Annotated in this window: 16 protein-coding genes and 1 tRNA gene; 12 read left to right on the top strand and 5 right to left on the bottom strand. The window is 73.7% G+C overall.

Annotated elements, in window-relative coordinates:
* Positions 1 to 21 precede the first annotated feature (21 nt).
* Both fhaB and fhaA read right to left on the bottom strand, forming a co-directional pair.
* Positions 22 to 540 carry an antibiotic biosynthesis regulator FhaB gene (gene fhaB / locus IE258_RS07055; RefSeq protein WP_003975090.1) on the bottom strand — a complete coding sequence of 173 codons (519 nt, stop codon included), beginning with the start codon at positions 538 to 540 and terminating at the stop codon, positions 22 to 24.
* 10 nt (positions 541 to 550) lie between these two features.
* Positions 551 to 1,420, bottom strand: a complete 870-nt coding sequence (gene fhaA, locus IE258_RS07050) for an antibiotic biosynthesis regulator FhaA (protein WP_189740343.1) — start codon at positions 1,418 to 1,420, stop codon at positions 551 to 553.
* 525 nt (positions 1,421 to 1,945) lie between these two features.
* Here fhaA and IE258_RS07045 point away from each other — a divergent pair.
* A tRNA-Leu gene (locus tag IE258_RS07045) sits at positions 1,946 to 2,032 on the top strand.
* Between the two features lie 86 nt (positions 2,033 to 2,118).
* Here the strand turns inward: IE258_RS07045 and IE258_RS07040 are convergent.
* Positions 2,119 to 3,015 (bottom strand): carbohydrate-binding protein, encoded by an 897-nt coding sequence (locus IE258_RS07040; RefSeq protein WP_189740340.1) that lies wholly within the window; start codon positions 3,013 to 3,015, stop codon positions 2,119 to 2,121.
* A 410-nt stretch (positions 3,016 to 3,425) separates the two neighbouring features.
* Here IE258_RS07040 and IE258_RS07035 point away from each other — a divergent pair, with 410 nt between their 5' ends.
* The 6 genes from IE258_RS07035 to IE258_RS07010 all read left to right on the top strand — a co-directional run bounded on the left by IE258_RS07035 (position 3,426) and on the right by IE258_RS07010 (position 9,515).
* The gene (locus IE258_RS07035) at positions 3,426 to 4,961 is read left to right on the top strand and encodes a DUF2252 domain-containing protein (RefSeq protein ID WP_189741155.1); all 1,536 of its coding nucleotides are present in this window, start codon (positions 3,426 to 3,428) and stop codon (positions 4,959 to 4,961) included.
* Between the two features lie 71 nt (positions 4,962 to 5,032).
* Positions 5,033 to 5,848: a hypothetical protein gene (locus IE258_RS07030; RefSeq protein WP_159324969.1), complete on the top strand. Its 816-nt coding sequence runs from the start codon at positions 5,033 to 5,035 to the stop codon at positions 5,846 to 5,848.
* Positions 5,849 to 5,900: 52 nt separating this feature from the next.
* Positions 5,901 to 6,230, top strand: a complete 330-nt coding sequence (locus tag IE258_RS07025) for a rhodanese-like domain-containing protein (RefSeq protein ID WP_159325151.1) — start codon at positions 5,901 to 5,903, stop codon at positions 6,228 to 6,230.
* 194 nt (positions 6,231 to 6,424) lie between these two features.
* Complete coding sequence (locus IE258_RS07020) at positions 6,425 to 7,414, top strand: DUF5819 family protein (protein ID WP_189740337.1); 990 nt, start codon at positions 6,425 to 6,427, stop codon at positions 7,412 to 7,414.
* On the top strand, positions 7,411 to 8,715 hold the full coding sequence (locus IE258_RS07015; RefSeq protein ID WP_189740334.1) for an HTTM domain-containing protein: 1,305 nt from the start codon (positions 7,411 to 7,413) through the stop codon (positions 8,713 to 8,715). The genes IE258_RS07020 and IE258_RS07015 overlap by 4 nt, the downstream gene beginning before the upstream one ends.
* Positions 8,712 to 9,515 carry a TrmH family RNA methyltransferase gene (locus tag IE258_RS07010; RefSeq protein ID WP_189740331.1) on the top strand — a complete coding sequence of 268 codons (804 nt, stop codon included), beginning with the start codon at positions 8,712 to 8,714 and terminating at the stop codon, positions 9,513 to 9,515. The genes IE258_RS07015 and IE258_RS07010 overlap by 4 nt, the downstream gene beginning before the upstream one ends.
* A 29-nt stretch (positions 9,516 to 9,544) precedes the next feature.
* Here the strand turns inward: IE258_RS07010 and paaN are convergent, their stop codons facing one another.
* The gene (paaN, locus tag IE258_RS07005) at positions 9,545 to 11,236 is read right to left on the bottom strand and encodes a phenylacetic acid degradation protein PaaN (protein ID WP_189740328.1); all 1,692 of its coding nucleotides are present in this window, start codon (positions 11,234 to 11,236) and stop codon (positions 9,545 to 9,547) included.
* Positions 11,237 to 11,395: 159 nt separating this feature from the next.
* On the opposite strand from paaN, the gene IE258_RS07000 reads away from it, so the two are divergent.
* Both IE258_RS07000 and IE258_RS06995 read left to right on the top strand, forming a co-directional pair.
* On the top strand, positions 11,396 to 12,910 hold the full coding sequence (locus IE258_RS07000; protein WP_189740324.1) for a 3-hydroxyacyl-CoA dehydrogenase: 1,515 nt from the start codon (positions 11,396 to 11,398) through the stop codon (positions 12,908 to 12,910).
* Positions 12,907 to 13,509, top strand: coding sequence for a TetR/AcrR family transcriptional regulator (locus IE258_RS06995; RefSeq protein WP_159324974.1), 603 nt, complete (start codon positions 12,907 to 12,909; stop codon positions 13,507 to 13,509). Before IE258_RS07000 ends, IE258_RS06995 begins: the two co-directional genes overlap by 4 nt.
* Before the next feature lie 114 nt (positions 13,510 to 13,623).
* On the opposite strand, the gene IE258_RS06990 is transcribed toward IE258_RS06995, so the two are convergent.
* Positions 13,624 to 14,127 carry an Lrp/AsnC family transcriptional regulator gene (locus IE258_RS06990; RefSeq protein ID WP_127895338.1) on the bottom strand — a complete coding sequence of 168 codons (504 nt, stop codon included), beginning with the start codon at positions 14,125 to 14,127 and terminating at the stop codon, positions 13,624 to 13,626.
* A gap of 189 nt (positions 14,128 to 14,316) precedes the next feature.
* Between IE258_RS06990 and pdhA the strand changes: the two genes are divergently transcribed.
* Genes pdhA through IE258_RS06975 form a run of 3 tightly spaced genes read left to right on the top strand, consistent with a single transcriptional unit; the run spans position 14,317 to position 17,950 of the window.
* Complete coding sequence (gene pdhA / locus IE258_RS06985) at positions 14,317 to 15,483, top strand: pyruvate dehydrogenase (acetyl-transferring) E1 component subunit alpha (protein WP_189740321.1); 1,167 nt, start codon at positions 14,317 to 14,319, stop codon at positions 15,481 to 15,483.
* Entirely contained in the window at positions 15,480 to 16,484 is a 1,005-nt protein-coding gene (locus tag IE258_RS06980) for an alpha-ketoacid dehydrogenase subunit beta (RefSeq protein ID WP_127895337.1), read from the top strand. Before pdhA ends, IE258_RS06980 begins: the two co-directional genes overlap by 4 nt.
* Positions 16,484 to 17,950 carry a dihydrolipoamide acetyltransferase family protein gene (locus tag IE258_RS06975; RefSeq protein WP_189740318.1) on the top strand — a complete coding sequence of 489 codons (1,467 nt, stop codon included), beginning with the start codon at positions 16,484 to 16,486 and terminating at the stop codon, positions 17,948 to 17,950. Before IE258_RS06980 ends, IE258_RS06975 begins: the two co-directional genes overlap by 1 nt.
* Positions 17,951 to 18,001: the final 51 nt, after the last annotated feature.

Genomic DNA, 18,001 nt, shown 5'->3' with positions numbered 1-18,001 from the left:
CGCTCATTCATTGGTGTAGCACTACTTCCGCAGCTCGATGACGGTCTTGCCGATGCGGATCGGCGCCCCGGGACCAATCGGTGTCGGGGTCGTCAGCCGGGCCCGGTCCAGGTAGGTGCCGTTGGTGGAGCCCAGGTCCTCGACGATCCACTGGCCGTTCTGGTCCGGGTAGATCCTGGCATGGCGGCTGGAGGCGTAGTCGTCGTCCAGCACGATCGTCGAGTCGTGTGCCCGGCCGAGCGTGATGGTCTGGCCCTGGAGGGCAACGGTGGTGCCGGTGAGGGTGCCCTCCGTCACGACCAGCTTGGTGGGCGCGCCCCGGCGGCCGCGGCCCCCGCCGGACTGCTGGCGCTGCGGTGGAGGCGCCTGGCCCTGGCGCGTGGCGGTCTGCTGCGGTCGGGCGGCGTCGCGCCGCGCGCCGCGCTGGGTGACCCGCGTACCGAAGAGGTCGCTGCGGATGACCTGCACGGCCACGATCACGAACAGCCACAGTACGGCGAGAAAACCCAGCCGCATGACCGTGAGGGTCAGCTCTGACATTGCCCCCGGATCACCCTTCGGCTTGCCTGTAGATAACGGTGGTGCTGCCCACGACGATCCGTGAGCCGTCGCGGAGCGTAGCGCGGGTGGTGTGCTGCCCGTCCACCACGATGCCGTTGGTGGACCCGAGATCCTGGATCGTCGAGGGCGTTCCGGTCCGGATCTCGCAGTGCCGGCGGGAGACGCCGGGGTCGTCGATCCGCACGTCGGCCTCGGTGCTGCGGCCCAGCACGAGCGTCGCGCGGGAGATCTGGTGGCGGGTGCCGTTGATCTCGATCCAGTGGCGGGTGCGTCCGCCGGGTGCGGGTGCGGCCGAGGGCTGCTGGCCGCCGGCGGGCTGCGGGTAGCCGTAGCCGCCGGGACGGCCGGGTGGCGGCGCGGACGGCATGGGCGGGGCGCCCGCGGGGGCGGCGGCCGGCGGATAGCCGTACCCACCGCCCGGTGCGGCGGGCCGCGCGGGCGGTGCCGGGGGTGCGGCGGCGCCCGGGCCGCCCTGGTGGCTGGTGGAGGAGGCGAGCGTACGGCTGCGCACCCGGTACAGGCCGGTGTCGAGGTCGTCCGCCTTCTCCAGGTGGACCTTGATCGGTCCCATGAAGGTGTAGCGCTGCTGCTTGGCGTAGTCGCGGACCATGCCGGCCAGCTCGTCGCCGAGCTGCCCGGAGTAGGGGCTGAGGCGCTCGAAGTCGGGTGTGCTCAGTTCCACGATGAAGTCGTTGGGCACGACGGTGCGGTCGCGGTTCCAGATGGTCGCGTTGTTGTCGCATTCGCGCTGGAGCGCTCCCGCGATCTCCACGGGCTGCACCTCGGACTTGAACACCTTCGCGAAGGTGCCGTTGACCAGACCTTCGAGACGCTGCTCGAACTTCTTCAGGACTCCCATGGGGCACCTCCTCCGTCGCTGCCGTCCTGTCGACTGCCTTGCGTACTGCTGCCTCGTACCGTGCCGTGCTGCGTCGTGCCGTCTCGCGCAGTGCCGTGCGGTCCTGCACTGCCCACCTGGTACTGCTTACTGATCGTATCCACGCGCCGGTCGATCGGCTGGTTCCCCCTGTCGGCCCGGTCGACGGGTGTCGACGCCTCTCGGAGTTCCCGCCGGAGCTCCCCTTCGAACTCCCGCGGACCTTCGGGATGTGCTCCCGCAGGTACTCATGCCCAGGATCGTAGAGGCGGCCGCAGACCAGTGTCCCGCACCTGACCGCGGTCCCCCACCGGCTCCTGGGGAGACGGGCCGGACCGGTACGAGGTTGATACGTGAACGGCCCAGGACCGGGACGAGTGCCCGAAGGAGGGCGTGCGCCCCGGTCCGCCGGGGGAAAGGGATGTGAATCGACCCGTTCCAGCGTGCTAATGTTCTCGTGTCGGAAGGCGCCGCACCGCAAGGAAAGGCCCGGAAGACACACCCAATGCGCGGGTGGCGGAATAGGCAGACGCGCTGGATTCAGGTTCCAGTGCCCGCAAGGGCGTGGGGGTTCAACTCCCCCCTCGCGCACCAGCCGGAAGCCCTCCAGGTCTCGGACCTGGGGGGCTTCCGCATGTCCGGGCGCGGTGGCCCGCGATGCGCGCGTTGTGAGGAAGGTCTCAGGACTCCGACTGCCACAGGGCCGGCACGTTCGGCGGCTCCCAGCCCGTCATCGAGGTGTGTGCCTGGAGGCAGCGGTAGGACCGGCCGCTGTATGTCACCCGGTCGCCGGAGGTGTAGGCGTGGCCGCTCGCCCAGGTGCCGCCCGGCGGGTCGGTGGGCGGGTCGGTGGGCGGATCCGTGGGGCCGGTGTCGCCGTCCACGTTCAGGACGAAGTCGAAGGTGCCCTCCTTGCCGCCGCCGGCGCCGCGGACGTTCATCAGCAGCGCCGGGTCGAAGATCATGTCCGTGCTGTTGCGGGGCTCGCCGGGGAAGTAGAGCTGGGTGGTCAGCACGGGCTCGCCGGGGGCCTGCACCTTGACGTGGATGTGCCGGGTGCGGCCGGGATAGAGGCCGGGGACGATCGTCTTCAGGGCGAAGGCGCCGGTGGCGTCGCTGAACTGGTGGCCGCGGAAGGTGTACCCGGCCATGTCGTAGTCGCCGTTGTCGTCGGCCTGCCAGAAGTCGAGGAGCACGCCGGACAGCGGGACGCAGTTGCGGCCGAAGACGTAGCCGCTGACGGTCAGCGCGGTGCCCGGGGTGCCGGGGGTGACCAGGTTGCTGCGCAGCGGGGAGTTCGGCTTGAAGTACGGGCCCTCCATCTGGTCGGGCGTCAGGTCGTCGCCGTCGTCGCAGTACGGGGTCGGCGTCAGCCGCTGCCCGTCGCCCGAGCGGGCGGCGTCCCGGGCCAGCGCGACGCCGCCGGTGGCGAGCAGCGGGACGGCGGCACCGGCGGCGACGGCCGCCCTGAGCAGCGTCTTGCGGCTGATGCCGCGGTCGCCGCCGGAACCCTGGCCCGGTCCGGGCCTGGGCCCGGGCTTGGGCGCGTCGGGAGTGGTGGGGGTGTCGGAGGTCATGGCGGTTCCTCGGTCTCCTCGGTGGTTGGTCCCTCGGGGAAGCTGAACGGGACGTGCGACATCCGGGACGTCGGGGACAGGGAGCGCGCCCGCCGGCGCGGGGCAGGCTGCTGTTGGGTGCTTCGGCGGGCGCGCTCCGTGGTGATCGCTGGCCACCGTAGGCGCGCCGGAGGGGGTCGGGGCACCTCCTGTTTCGCCCCCTGCGCGGCGTTATGCGGGCGGCGGACAGGGGGCGGTGTACGGGAGGTGCGGCCGGGGGTACGGTCGTGGCGCCCCGGCGCCGGGGCGGGGACCGGCTCGACCTCGACCTCGACCGGGACCGGCTCGGCGAGGAGGGGCAGTACGAGGCGCAGGCACGGACGAGTCCGACGGGTACGACGAGTCCGACGAGCACGGGGAGGGCGGCCGGGATGACCGGGGCGACGGCGGGGGCGGGCACGGAGGCGGCGGCGACCGGGGAGGTGGCCGGGGCGGTGCCGACGGCGCGTGCGGGCGCGGACGCGGAAGGGGCGCGAGGGACGGCCTACGGGACGGGAGGGCACGCCGACGGGGCGGTACCGGGCGGGCGGCTGCCGGTCGTTCCCGGGTTCGCGCGGTGGCCCGTGGCCGGCTCGCCGAAGGCCGACGGCAAGGCGCTGCGCACGCGCGTCCCGCGGTCCGCGCACGCCGCGCTCGACCCGGACGCCGCCCGGCCGGACGCGGTGAGCGCGGTCGAGGAGTCGAACCGCGGCCGGATACCGGGGCTCACCCCGATCCGCGCCGGGCGGATGGCGGCCACGCCGTTCGCGTTCCTGCGCGGGTCGGCGGGCCTCATGGCCTACGACCTGGCGCGCACGCCGGTGACCGGGATCGGCGCCCAGATCTGCGGGGACGCGCACGCCGCCAACTTCGGTCTCTACGGCGACGCCCGCGGCGGCCTGGTCATCGACCTGAACGACTTCGACGAGACGGTCCACGGCCCCTGGGAGTGGGACCTCAAGCGGCTCGCCGCCTCGCTCGTGCTCGCGGGCCGGGAGGCCGGCGCCGACGAGGACACCTGCCGCGAGGCAGCCCACGACGCGGCCGGCGCCTACCGGCGCACCATGCGGCTGCTGGCGAGGCTCCCCGCGCTGGACGCCTGGAACGCCATCGCGGACGAGGAACTGGTCTCCCACACCGACGCCCACGACCTGCTCGGCACGCTGGAGCGGGTGTCCGAGAAGGCGCGGGCCAACACCAGCGGGCGCTTCGCCGCGAGGTCCACCGAGTCCACCGAGGACGGCGGGCGGCGCTTCGTGGACGCGGCGCCGGTGCTGCGCCGGGTGACGGACACCGAGGCGGCGGCGGTCGCGGGCGCCCTGGAGGCGTACCTGGCCACCCTCTCCGAGGACCGGCTGCCGCTGCTGGCCCGGTACGCGGTGCACGACGTGGCCTTCCGGGTCGTCGGCACCGGCAGCGTGGGCACGCGCTCGTACGTCGTGCTGCTCCTGGACCACCGGGGCGAACCGCTCGTGCTCCAGGTCAAGGAGGCCCGGCCCTCCGCGCTGCTGCCGCACCTCGCCGCCGCCGGCTTCGAGGCTCCCGAGGCCGTGCACGAGGGCCGCCGGGTCGTCATGGGGCAGAAGCGGATGCAGGTGGTCAGCGACATCCTGCTGGGCTGGACCTCGGTCGACGGGCGGCCCTTCCAGGTGCGGCAGTTCCGCAACCGCAAGGGCAGCGTCGACCCCGCGGCCCTGGCCGCCGACCAGCTGGACGACTACGGCCGGATGACCGGCGCCCTGCTGGCCCGGGCCCACGCGCACAGCGCCGACCCGCGGCTGATCGCGGGCTACTGCGGCAAGAACGGCGAGCTGGACGAGGCGGTGGCCGCCTTCGCCGTCGCCTACGCCGACCGCACGGAGGCGGACCACGCGGAACTGGTGGGCGCGGTGCGCACGGGGCGGATCGCGGCGGAGCTGGGGGTGTGAGCGCGGCCGGGGTGCGGGGGACGGGGACCGCGTGGGCGGCTCCCCGTGTCCACAGGCCCTAGGCTGGTCGGGTGACGACGCCGGAAGCTGAGCCCGAGCAGGGGGGTGCGCCGCGTCCCGAGGAACGGCTGGAACAGGCCGTACGGGCCGCCGAGCAGGCACTCATCGAGTACGAGATCGCCCTGGAGACCTTCCGCGTGGAGGTCGAGAACTTCTCGCGGCTGCACGAACAGCGGCTCGGCCCGGTGTACGCCCGGCTCGAGGAGCTGGAGGCGCAGATCCTGGAGGCCCGGGCGGCCCGCACGGGCGACGCCGACGACCTGCGCCGGGCCGACGAGGCGCGGGCCCGCCTGATGCCGATCCCCGGGGTCGAGGAGCTGCTGAACGGCTGGATGGACGGGGACGGGCTGTTCCCCGAGGCCACGGCGATGCTCACGGACCAGGCGGTACGGCCCCCGCAGCGGGTCAGGCCCAGCGAGGAGGCCCGCAGGCTCTACCGCGAGCTGGCCCGCAAGGCCCACCCCGACCTGGCGCAGGAGGAGGCCGAGCGGGTCCGGCGCGAGGAGTTCATCACCCGCGTCAACGCCGCCTACGCCCGCGGCGACGAGGCGGAGCTGCGCGAGCTGGCCGAGGAGTGGGCCGCCGGGCCGGTGCCCGAGCGGCGCCCGAGCCGCGGCGAGGAGCTGTACGCCCGCCTCGAATGGCTCGACCGGCGCAAGGAACTGCTCACCCTGCTCGCCAAGGAGCTGGAGGAGAGCGCGATCGGCGCCATGCTCCGGCTCGCCCCGGACGACCCCGACCGGCTGCTCGAGGAGATCGCCGAGCAGCTGGCGACGCAGGTGCGCGAGCGGGAGGCGGAGCTGGCGGGGGTGCTCGCCCAGGACTGAGCCGCCGGGTGGTGGCTCGGGTAGCGTCTGGGGCATGAGTTTCGGAGCTGGTGTGCCCACGGTCGGGATCGAGGACCTCGCGGACGGCGACTTCCTGCTGGACGTCCGCGAGGACGACGAGTGGCAGGCGGGTCATGCCGCCGGGGCGCTGCACATTCCCCTCAGTGAGTTCGTGGCCCGGTACGGTGAGCTGGCCGAGGCCGCGCCGCAGGACGGCCGGGTGCACGTGCTCTGCCGCGTCGGGGGCCGCTCGGCGCAGGTCACCATGTACCTGGTCCAGCAGGGTGTCGACGCGGTGAACGTCGACGGGGGCATGCAGGAGTGGGTCGCGGCCGGGCGTCCCGTGGTGGACGACAAGGGCGAGCCGGGGCACGTTCTCTAGGCTGTCCCCGCCGGATGTGGCGACGGCCACGGTGCGGCCGGTCCGCCGGGTGCTGTGCGCATGGCCGGTCCTGAGTACCGTTCCGGTTCGAACGTCGCCGAGCAGTCGCACGGGTGGCGCCTGGGCCTCCTGTGGCGCGCGGGTGTGCCGTGGCGGGGCGGGCGGATGGACGGATCGGGACCGAACGGGGCGGAATGGACGCGTACGACAAGGGCTCGGACGCCCGGCAGGGGCAGGACGGGCCCGGCGGGCCCGGCGGGCCCGCCGGGCCCGACCGGCCGGACGGCGAAGCCGATGCGGCGGAGACCACCGCCCCGGAGGCAGATGGAGCCCCAGAGGCAGCCGGTGCCCGTGAGGCCGCCGATGTCCCAGAGGTAGCCGTTGTTCCAGAGGCCGTTGGTACCGCGGAGGTGGCCGGTGCCGCAGAGGCCGCTGGTGCCCCGGAGGCCGCCGGTGTCGTGCGCCCTGCGCCGCCCGGCACCGCGCAGCCCCCCGCCCCCCGTACCGGGGTCGCCGCGCTCTCCCCGCGCTACCAGGTCGGTGCCGTGGTCGCCCTCGCGGTGGTCGCGGTCGCCGTCTGCGCCCACATAGGCATGGTGTTCCTGCACCTGGCCCCGTCCAACACCCTCACCAAGCAGCACGGTGACGTGGTGGACGAGTGGGTCTTCCCGGAGTTCGAGCAGAACTGGAAGCTCTTCGCGCCCAACCCGCTCCAGCAGAACGTCTCCGTCCAGGTCCGTGCGGAGGTCAGCACGGCGGACGGCGAGATACGGACGACCGGCTGGTACGACCTGTCGGCCGAGGACGGCCGGGCCATCGACGGCAATCCGCTGCCGAGCCACACCCAGCAGAACGAACTGCGCCGGGCCTGGGACTTCTTCGTCGCCAGCCACGACTCCGACGACCGGCCGGTGGGCCTGCGGGGCACCCTCTCCGAGACGTACCTGCGGCGCATCGCGCTGCTGCGCCTGGACCGCGACGGCGCCGCCGGACCCGGCGGTGTCGTCGAGCGCGTGCAGTACCGTTCCCGGACCACCAACGTGGAACCGCCCCCGTGGAGCGGCGAGAAGGTCTCCGACCGGCCGACCGTCCGTGAACTGCCCTGGTGGTCCGTGTCCGCGGAGACCCGGGGCGCGAAGTCGGGGCAGGCCGGGCAGGCCGCGCGGGAAGGGGGCGCCGCGTGAACGCCGCCGTCCTCTGCGTCTCCCGCGGCATCGCCCGTGTCACGGGCGCCGCACTCGGCCCGTACCAGACCGCCGTGATCCGTATCGGCTTCAGCGCCACCTGGCTGCTCTTCCTGCTGCGCGAACTGCCGCACCGGGGCGAGCTGTACGGGCCGGACGGGCCCTGGGGACACGACCTCGCCGAGCAGCTGATCGCGGACAACGGCGCCTTCACGGCGCTGATGTGGTCGGACGGCCGGGCCTGGTTCGAGGTCGTCTACGCGCTGGCCGTCCTGAGCAGCGTGCTGCTCCTGCTCGGCTGGCGCACCCGGACCATGTCCGTGCTGTTCATGGTCGGGGTGCTCTCGCTGCAGAACCGCAGCGTCTTCATGGGGGACGGCGGCGACAACGTCATCCACCTGATGAGCATCTACCTGGTCCTCACCCGGTGCGGCCAGGTGTGGTCGCTGGACGCGCGCCGCGCCCGGCGGGCGGCCGCGGCCCGCGCGCGGGGCGAGCGGGTCGTGGACCGGGTCGGTCCCGTGCTGTGGTGCGTGTGCGGGTTCCTGCTGCTCACGGTGACGCTGGCGGGCGGTTTCGACGGCGACTGGTTCGTCCCGGCGCTGCTGTGGGCGGTGTGGGTCGCGCTGGGCCTGTGGTGGGCCGTGGGGCGGGGCGCGGAGGGCAGCCAGCCGCGGATCCTGCTGGACGTGGTCACCAACATCGTGCACAACGGCGCGCTGGTCGTGATCATGGCCGAGGCGTGCCTGATCTACGCCACGGCCGGCTGGTACAAGATCCAGGGTTCGCGCTGGCAGGACGGCACGGCCGTCTACTACCCGCTGCACCTGGACTACTTCTCGCCGTGGCCCGCGCTCTCCGACGCGCTGGCCGCCAACGGCACGATGGTCATGCTCATCACGTACGGCACGGTCGCCGTGCAGGTCGCCTTCCCGTTCACGCTGTTCAACCGGCGGGTCAAGAACGTGCTGCTGGCCGCGATGATGATCGAGCACGCGGTGATCGCCGTGACGCTCGGGCTGCCGTTCTTCTCGCTGGCGATGATCGCCGCCGACGCGGTCTTCCTGCCGACCTCGTTCCTGCGCCGGCTGGGCGGCTGGGCGGCACGCGCGCGTGGCCGGCTGTCCGGCCGGGGACCCGCGGGGGGCCTGGCCAAGGCGCCGGACGGGCACGGGGACGGTCGTACGGCGACGGCGACGGTGCCCGGACCCAGGGCCCGGGAGACCGAGGGGGCGATGGACGGAGCGGGTGCGGTGGAGGGGAAGGGCCCTGACCCCGCGCACGTAGGCTTCCGGGCATGACCGACTCCGGCCCCGGTTCCGGCCCTGGCCCCGGCTCCGTCCCTGCCCCCGGCCCGCCGGCCGCCTGGCACCGGCACGCCGGCCGGTGCGTGCTGCTGGACGGCTTCCACGCCCTCAAGCACGCGCTCCGCTTCGGCGCCGAGGTGCCGGTGGCCGTCACCAGCGACCGCGCTGGCGCCCTGGCCCTCGCCGACGAGCTGGCGCCGGACGTGCGCGAGGCGCTGGCGGGGCTGCTGACCGAGGTGCCGCACGCGACGTACGCGTCGCTCGTGGCGCGGCCGCACCCCACCGCGGTGGCCGCCCTGGCCGTACGGCCCGCCCGGGCGGCGGGCCTGGAGGCGCTGGCGCGCACGCCCCGCAGCGCCCCCGTCGTGGTCCTCGACCAGCCGCGCAACCTCGGCAACGCGGGGGCGGTGATCCGGCTGGCCGCCGGTTTCGGGGCGACCGGCGTGGTCACCACCGGCACCCTCGATCCCTGGCACCCCACGGTGGTGCGCGGTGGGGCGGGGCTGCACTTCGCGACCGTCGTGGAGCGGCTGGAGGTCGCCGATCTGCCGCCGGGGCCGGTGTTCGCGCTGGACCCGGAGGGCGAGGACATCAGGGGGCTGAAGCTGCCGGACGAGGCGCTGCTCGCGTTCGGCTCCGAGCGCAGCGGGCTCTCGCACGAGCTGCGCGCCCGGGCCGACCATCTGGTGGCGCTGCCGATGCGCCCTCAGGTCTCCAGCTACAACCTCGCGACCAGTGTGGCCATGACGCTGTACCACTGGAGTGCCGGTGGGGGCGCACCGCAGACGCCGTAGTGCCGTGGGGCCGCCGTGGTGCCGTCGGCTCAGGCCGGGCGGCGGACCTCCACCACCCGGAAGCGGTTGGCCACGAAGGCGCCGTCGCACAGGGCCGCGTTGGCCGCCGGGTTGCCGCCGGAGCCGTGGAAGTCGGAGAAGGCGGCCGTCTGGTTGACGTACACCCCGCCGGTCAGGTTCAGCGAGAGCTGGGCCGCCTCGTCCAGGCAGACCTCCTGCACGGCCTCCTCGACCTCCGGGTCGGTCGTGTACGCGCCCACCGTCATCGCGCCCTTCTCGCGGACGCTGCGGCGCAGCAGCTCCACCGCGTGGTCGGCGGAGTCGACGGCGACGGCGAAGGAGACCGGGCCGAAGCACTCGCTGGTGTAGGCGGCCTCGTCCTCGGGCTTGGCGCCGTCCAGCTTGACGATCACCGGGGTGCGCACGACCGCGTCCGGGAACTCCGGGTTGGCCACCTCGTGGGAGGCCAGGGCGACCTCGCCGAGACCGGCGGCGGCCTCCAGGCGGGCCTTGACGTCCGGGTTGACGATGGCGCCGAGCAGGGCGTTCGCGCGGGCGTCGTCGCCGAGGAGGCCGTCGACGGCGCGGGCCAGGTCGGCGGTGACCTCGTCGTAGGTCTTGTCGCCCTGGTCGGTGCGGATGCCGTCGCGGGGGATCAGCAGGTTCTGCGGGGTGGTGCACATCTGGCCGCTGTACAGGGAGAGCGAGAACGCCAGGTTGGCGAGCATGCCCTTGTAGTCGTCGGTCGACTCCACGATCACCGTGTTGACGCCGGCCTTCTCCGTGTACACCTGGGCCTGGCGGGCGTTGGCCTCCAGCCAGTCGCCGAAGGCGGTGGAGCCGGTGTAGTCGATGATCCGGATCTCCGGGCGGGTGGCCAGGGTCTTGGCGATGCCCTCGCCGGGGCGCTCGGCGGCCAGCGCGACCAGGTTCGGGTCGAAGCCGGCCTCGGTGAGGACGTCGCGGGCGACCTGGACGGTGAGCGCGAGCGGCAGCACCGCGCGGGGGTGCGGCTTGACCAGGACCGCGTTGCCGGTGGCGAGGGAGGCGAACAGGCCCGGGTAGCCGTTCCACGTCGGGAAGGTGTTGCAGCCGACGACCAGGCCGATGCCGCGCGGGACCGGGGTGAACCGCTTGGTGAGCGCGAGCGGATCGCGCTTGCCCTGGGGCTTGGTCCACTCCGCCGTCTCCGGGGTGCGGGACTGCTCCACGTACGCGTAGGCCACGGCCTCCATGCCGCGGTCCTGGGCATGCGGGCCGCCCGCCTGGAAGGCCATCATGAATGCCTGTCCCGAGGTGTGCATGACCGCCTGGGCGAACTCCATGGTCCGGTCGGCGATCCGCCTGAGGATCTCCAGGCAGACCATCGCGCGCAGCTCCGCGCCCGCGTCCCGCCACGCCTTCTGGCCGGCCTGCATGGCGGGCAGCAGCACGTCGAGGTCCGCGTGCGGGTACTCGACGCCCAGCTCGATCCCGTACGGGGAGACCTCGCCGCCCACCCAGCCGTCGGTGCCGGGCTGGCCGAGGTCGAGGCGGGTGCCGGACAGGGCGTCGAAGGCGGCCTTCCCGGCGGCCGTGTCCAGGCTGCCGTTCTCCCCGTATGCCTTGGGGTGCTCCGGGTGGGGGGACCAGTACGCGCGCGTGCGGATCGTCTCCAGCGCCAGGTCCAGGGTCGGCCGGTGCTGGGCGATCAGCTGGTGTGCGGTGAGTTCGGCGGCCATGCGGGACCAACTCCTCGTCTCACGAGCTCTCCGTCGAGTCGTGACCTGGGGGGAAACCTGGGCAGGAACAGGCGGACACGGCTAGAGTAACCGAACGATCGGTCGGGACAAGGGGGACCGCCGCATCTGTGGAAAACCCCGTGCGGGAGGATCGCGCACATGACAGCACTCGACCTCAGCAGCCCCGTGGCCGTCGTCGGCACCGGCACCATGGGCCAGGGCATCGCCCAGGTGGCGCTGGTCGCGGGCCACCCCGTGCGGCTGTACGACTCCGTCGACGGGCGCGCCCGGGAGGCGGCCGACGCGATCGGCGCCCGGCTCGACCGGCTCGTCGAGAAGGACCGCCTCACCGGCGCCGAACGGGACGCCGCCCGGGCCCGGCTCACGTCCGCCGAGTCCCTCGACGCGCTCGCCGACTGCGCGCTCGTCGTCGAGGCGGTCGTGGAGCGTCTCGACGTCAAGCAGGAGCTGTTTCGCGCGCTGGAGGACGTCGTCGGCGACGACTGCCTGCTCGCCACGAACACCTCCTCCCTGTCCGTCACCGCCGTCGGCGGCGCGCTGCGCGTCCCCGGCCGCTTCGTCGGCCTGCACTTCTTCAACCCCGCGCCGCTGCTCCCGCTGGTGGAGGTGGTTTCCGGGTTCGCCACCGACCCCGCGTCGGCCACGCGCGCGTACGAGACGGCCCGTGCCTGGGGCAAGACCCCGGTCACCTGTGCCGACACCCCCGGCTTCGTCGTCAACCGCGTCGCCCGGCCCTTCTACGCCGAAGCCCTCGCGGTCCACGAGCTGCGGGCCGCCGACCCGGCCACCATCGACGCCGTGCTGCGCGAGTCGGGCGGTTTCCGGATGGGCGCCTTCGAGCTGACCGACCTCATCGGCCAGGACGTCAACGAGTCCGTGACGCACTCCGTGTGGCAGGCGTTCTTCCAGGACGTGCGCTTCACCCCGTCCCTGTCCCAGCGCCGCCTGGTCGAGTCCGGCCGGCTCGGCCGCAAGAGCGGGCAGGGCTGGTACGACTACCGCGAGGGCGCGGAGCGCCCTGGGCCGCACACCGCCCCACCGGCCGAGGCGCCCGCGTACGTCGTCGTCGAGGGGGACCTGGGACCGGCGGCCGAACTGGTCGAGCTGATCCGGGAGGCGGGCGTCGAGGTGCGTCCGGCGGACGGGTACGGAGCGGGACGGATCGTCCTGCCGGACGGCGGCACGCTGTGCCTCACCGACGGTGGGCTGCCCGGGTCCGAGGACCTCGTCCACTTCGACCTCGCCCTCGACTACCGCGCGGCCACCCGGATCGCCCTGTCCGCGTCCGCGGGCGTCCGTCCGGGCCTGCTGTCCGGGGCCACCGGCCTGTTCCAGGCGCTCGGCAAGAAGGTCAGCGTCGTCGGCGACGTCCCCGGCATGATCGTGGCCCGGACCGTCGCCCGGATCATCGATCTGGCGTTCGATGCCGTGGCCAGGGGCGTGGCCACCCCGGATGACGTCGACACGGCGATGCGACTGGGTGTGAACTACCCCCTCGGCCCCTTCGAATGGAACCGTCGGCTCCGTGACACCTGGGCCCGCGACCTGTTGTCCCACATCCATGAGTGGGAACCGTCCGGGCGCTGCGCCCCGTCCCTCGCGCTCCACCGCCACGCCGCCGCCGCCGACGCACGGGAGGGCACCCCCTCATGACCACCGCCAAGCGCGACACGTACACGCCCGAGACGCTGCTGTCCGTCGCCGTGCAGGTCTTCATCGAGCGCGGCTACGACGGCACCTCCATGGAGCACCTGTCCAAGGCGGCGGGGATCTCCAAGTCGTCGATATACCACCACGTCACGGGCAAGGAGGAGTTGCTGCGCCGGGCCGTGAGCCGGGCCCTGGACGAGCTCTTCGGGATCCTCGACGAGGAGCACGCGCGCGTGGGGACCGCCGCCGAGCGCCTCGAGTACGTCGTGCGGCGCATGGTCGAGGTGCTCATGGCCGAGCTGCCCTACGTGACGCTGCTGCTGCGGGTGCGCGGCAACACCGGCACCGAGCGGTGGGCGCTGGAGCGGCGGCGCGAGTTCGACCACCGGGTCGCCGCGCTGCTGAAGGCCGCGGCGGCCGAGGGGGACGTGCGTGAGGACGTGGAGGTGCGACTCGCGACCCGCCTCGTCTTCGGCATGATCAACTCGATCGTCGAGTGGTACCGGCCCGAGGGTCCCGACGGGCGCGGCGGGGCCGGCGAGCGCGAGGTGGTCGACGCGGTGGCGCGGCTGGTGTTCGGGGGACTGCGCAAGGCGTCCTGAGCCGTACGGGCCGGTCGGAGCGGCACCGGGCCGGTCGCAGCGGCACCGGGCCGGTCGGGCCGGTCTCGGTCCTGGCCCCGGTCACGGTTCCGGCCCTGGTCTCGGCCCCGCCGGTCAGCTCTGCGGTTCCAGGTCCTCGGTCTCGAAGACCAGCAGGGTGCGCGTGCTGAGCACCTCCGGGATGGCCTGGAGGCGGCTGAGGACCAGCTCGCGCAGGGCGCGGTTGTCCGGGGTGTGCACCAGCAGCAGGACGTCGAAGTCGCCGCCCACCAGGGCGATGTGCGAGGCCCCGGGCAGCTGCCGCAGCTGGGCGCGGACCGTCCGCCAGGAGTTCTGGACGATCTTCAGCGTGATGTACGCCGAGGTGCCGTGCCCGGCGCGTTCGTGGTCGACGCGGGCGCCGAAACCGCGGATGACGCCGTCCTCGACGAGCCGGTTGATGCGTGCGTAGGCGTTCGCGCGCGAGACGTGCACCCGCTCCGCGACCGACCGTATGGAGGCCCGGCCGTCCGCCTGGAGCATGCGCAGGATGTCCTGGTCGATGGCGTCCAGCGGACGCGGGGGCGGCGGGGTGCCGGCCTCGTCCGCGCCGCCGCCCTCCCCGGGGCGGTCGGCCATTTGTTCAGCTGCCACGTGCCCCCGCCTTCCCCTCATGGACGTACTGCGTCCATCTCAGGCTGTGGAGAACCGTTTGTCCACAGCCTGGGGCCGCATGTAGCCAAAATGTGCCGGCGACCGAACAATCGGTAGGTGAGGCCCGTCACACCCGTGGCGAGCCCGGAGCCGTCTCCCACGAGGAGGTGCGTCATGACGGTCATGGAGCAGCGGGGCGCGTACCGGCCCACACCGCCGCCCGCCTGGCAGCCCCGAACCGACCCCGCGCCGCTGCTGCCCGACACGGAGCCCCACCGCGTCCTCGGCACCAAGGCCGCGGACCGCGCCGACACCGAGCTGCTGCGCACGCTGTACGCCCGGCTGGTGCGCGGCCGGCGCTACAACGCGCAGGCCACGGCGCTGACCAAGCAGGGCCGGCTGGCCGTCTACCCCTCCAGCACCGGCCAGGAGGCGTGCGAGATCGCCGCCGCGCTGGCCCTGGAGGAGCGCGACTGGCTCTTCCCCAGCTACCGCGACACCCTCGCGGTCGTCTCCCGCGGCGTCGACCCCGTCGAGGCCCTCACCCTGCTGCGCGGCGACTGGCACACCGGCTACGACCCCTACGAGCACCGGGTCGCCCCGCTGTCCACGCCGCTGGCCACCCAGCTGCCGCACGCCGTGGGTCTCGCCCACGCCGCGCGCCTCAAGGGCGACGACGTGGTCGCCCTCGCCATGGTCGGCGACGGCGGCACCAGCGAGGGCGACTTCCACGAGGCGCTCAACTTCGCCGCCGTCTGGCGGGCCCCGGTCGTCTTCCTCGTGCAGAACAACGGCTTCGCGATCTCCGTCCCGCTCGACAAGCAGACCGCCGCCCCGTCGCTGGCCCACAAGGCCGTCGGCTACGGGATGCCCGGCCGCCTGGTCGACGGCAACGACGTCGCCGCGGTGCACGAGGTCCTGTCCGACGCCGTGCGCCACGCGCGCGCGGGCGGCGGCCCCACCCTGGTGGAGGCGGTGACGTACCGCGTCGAGGCGCACACCAACGCCGACGACGCCACGCGCTACCGCGGCGACGCCGAGGTGGAGACCTGGCGCCGGCACGACCCGGTCGAGCTGCTGGAGCGGGAGCTGACCGAGCGCGGCCTGCTCGACGAGGACGGCATCCGCGCCGCCCGCGAGGACGCCGAGACCATGGCCGCCGACCTGCGCGCCCGTATGAACCAGGACCCGCAGCTGAACCCGCTGGACCTCTTCGACCACGTCTACGCCGAGCCCACACCGCAGCTGCGCGAGCAGCGGGACCAGCTCCGCGCGGAGCTGGCCGCGGAGGCCGAGACCACGGCAGGGCAGACCGGAGCACCGGAAGGGGGACGTCGATGACCACCGTCGCCGCCAAGCCGGCCACCATGGCGCAGGCCCTCACCCGCGCGCTGCGCGACGCCATGGCCGCCGACCCGGGCGTGCACGTCCTCGGTGAGGACGTCGGCACGCTCGGCGGCGTCTTCCGGGTCACCGACGGGCTCGCCGCGGAGTTCGGCGAGGACCGCTGCACGGACACGCCGCTCGCCGAGGCGGGCATCCTCGGCACCGCCGTCGGCATGGCGATGTACGGGCTGCGCCCGGTCGTCGAGATGCAGTTCGACGCCTTCGCCTACCCGGCGTTCGAGCAGGTCGTCAGCCATGTCACCAAGATGCGCAACCGCACCCGCGGAAAGATGCCCCTGCCGCTGACCATCCGCGTCCCCTACGGCGGCGGCATCGGCGGCGTCGAGCACCACAGCGACTCGTCCGAGGCGTACTACATGGCGACTCCGGGGCTCCATGTCGTCACGCCCGCGACGGTCGCCGACGCCTACGGGCTGCTGCGCGCGTCCATCGCCTCCGACGACCCGGTGGTCTTCCTCGAACCGAAGCGGCTGTACTGGTCGAAGGACTCGTGGAACCCCGAGGAGCCGGCGTCCGTTGAACCGGTGGGCCGCGCGGTGGTGCGGCGTTCCGGCCGGAGCGCCACACTCATCACGTACGGACCGTCGCTGGCCGTCTGCATGGAGGCGGCCGAGGCGGCCCGGGCCGAGGGCTGGGACCTCGAAGTCGTCGATCTGCGCTCCCTGGTGCCGTTCGACGACGAAACGGTGTGCGCTTCGGTGCGGCGGACGGGACGCGCGGTCGTCGTCCACGAGTCGGGTTCCTTCGGGGGCCCGGGCGGGGAGATCGCGGCCCGGGTCACGGAGCGCTGCTTCCACCACCTGGAGGCGCCGGTGCTGCGTGTGGCCGGGTTCGACATCCCGTATCCTCCGCCGATGCTGGAGCGTCACCACCTGCCTGGTGTGGACCGGATCCTGGACGCCGTGGGGCGCCTGCAGTGGGAGGCCGAAAGCTGATGGCACACGCTTCTGACGGGCGCAGCCTGGAGTTCAGGCTGCCCGACCTCGGCGAGGGACTCACCGAGGCGGAGATCGTGCGCTGGCTGGTCGAAGTCGGCGACGTGGTCGCCGTGGACCAGCCGGTCGTCGAGGTCGAGACGGCCAAGGCGATGGTCGAGGTGCCCTGCCCCTACGGCGGTGTGGTCACCGCCCGCTTCGGCGAGGAGGGCGCGGAGCTGCCGGTCGGGGCGCCGCTGGTGACCGTGGCGGTCGGCGAGGTCGACGGCGCGGAGGACGCGGCGGCCGACGGCCCGGCGCGGGACACTGGTGCCGCCGAGGCACCGGCCGCCAAGACGCCCGCCGCGGAGAAGAAGGCGGAGGGCTCCGGCAACGTCCTGGTCGGCTACGGCACCTCCGAGGCACCCGCGCGGCGCCGCAGGGTGCGGCCCGACCGTCCGGCGGCCACCGGCGTCTCGGGGCGGGCGAACGGCAGGGTCCGCGCTGCCGGCCCGGTGGACGGCCCGGTCCGTGTCGCCGAGCCCGCGGACGGCCCGGTCCCCGTCATCTCCCCGTTGGTGCGCAGGCTGGCCCGGCAGCACGACCTGGACCTGCGCGAGCTGGCCGGTTCGGGTCCGGACGGGCTGATCCTGCGGGCGGACGTGGAGTACGCGCTGCGTGCCGCCGCCGCGCAGGGCGGCCGTACGGCGGACCAGGAGGCCGGGGCGATCCGGGTGCCGGACGCCGCGTCCGCGTCCTCCGGTGCCTCCTCGTCCACCTCCGCAGTCCCGCACCCCGACGGCACCCGCGTGCCCCTCAAGGGCGTGCGCGCCGCCGTCGCCGACAAGCTCGCCCGCAGCCGGCGCGAGATCCCGGACGCGACCTGCTGGGTGGACGCCGACGCGACCGAGCTGATGCGGGCGCGCACCGCGATGAACGCGTCCGGCGGGCCCAAGATCTCCCTGATGGCCCTGCTGGCCAGGATCTGCACGGCCGCCCTGGCCCGCTTCCCGGAGCTGAACTCGACGGTCGACACGGAGGCCCGGGAGATCGTCCGGCTCGACCGCGTCCACCTGGGCTTCGCCGCGCAGACGGACCGGGGGCTGGTCGTGCCGGTCGTCCGGGACGCGCACGCGCGGGACACCGAGGGGCTCACCGCGGAGTTCACCCGGCTGACCGAGGCGGCCCGCGCGGGGCGGCTGACGCCGGGCGACCTGACCGGCGGCACCTTCACGCTGAACAACTACGGCGTGTTCGGCGTCGACGGCTCCACACCCATCATCAACCACCCCGAGGCGGCCATGCTCGGCGTCGGCCGCATCGTCCCCAAGCCCTGGGTGCACGAGGGCGAGTTGGCCGTGCGTCAGGTCGTACAGCTCTCGGTCACCTTCGACCACCGGGTGTGCGACGGCGGCACGGCGGGCGGTTTCCTGAGGTACGTGGCGGACTGCGTGGAACAGCCGGCGGTGCTGCTGCGCACCCTGTGACCGGGGCGACGACGCCTGCGACCGGGGCGATGACGCCCGCAAGGTGACGGT

The organism is Streptomyces tendae (genome assembly GCF_014650435.1).
Classification (GTDB): Bacteria; Actinomycetota; Actinomycetes; order Streptomycetales; family Streptomycetaceae; genus Streptomyces; species Streptomyces tendae.
Note: the sequence above shows the minus strand (reverse complement) of the source record. Positions and strands in the feature narration are given on the sequence as shown.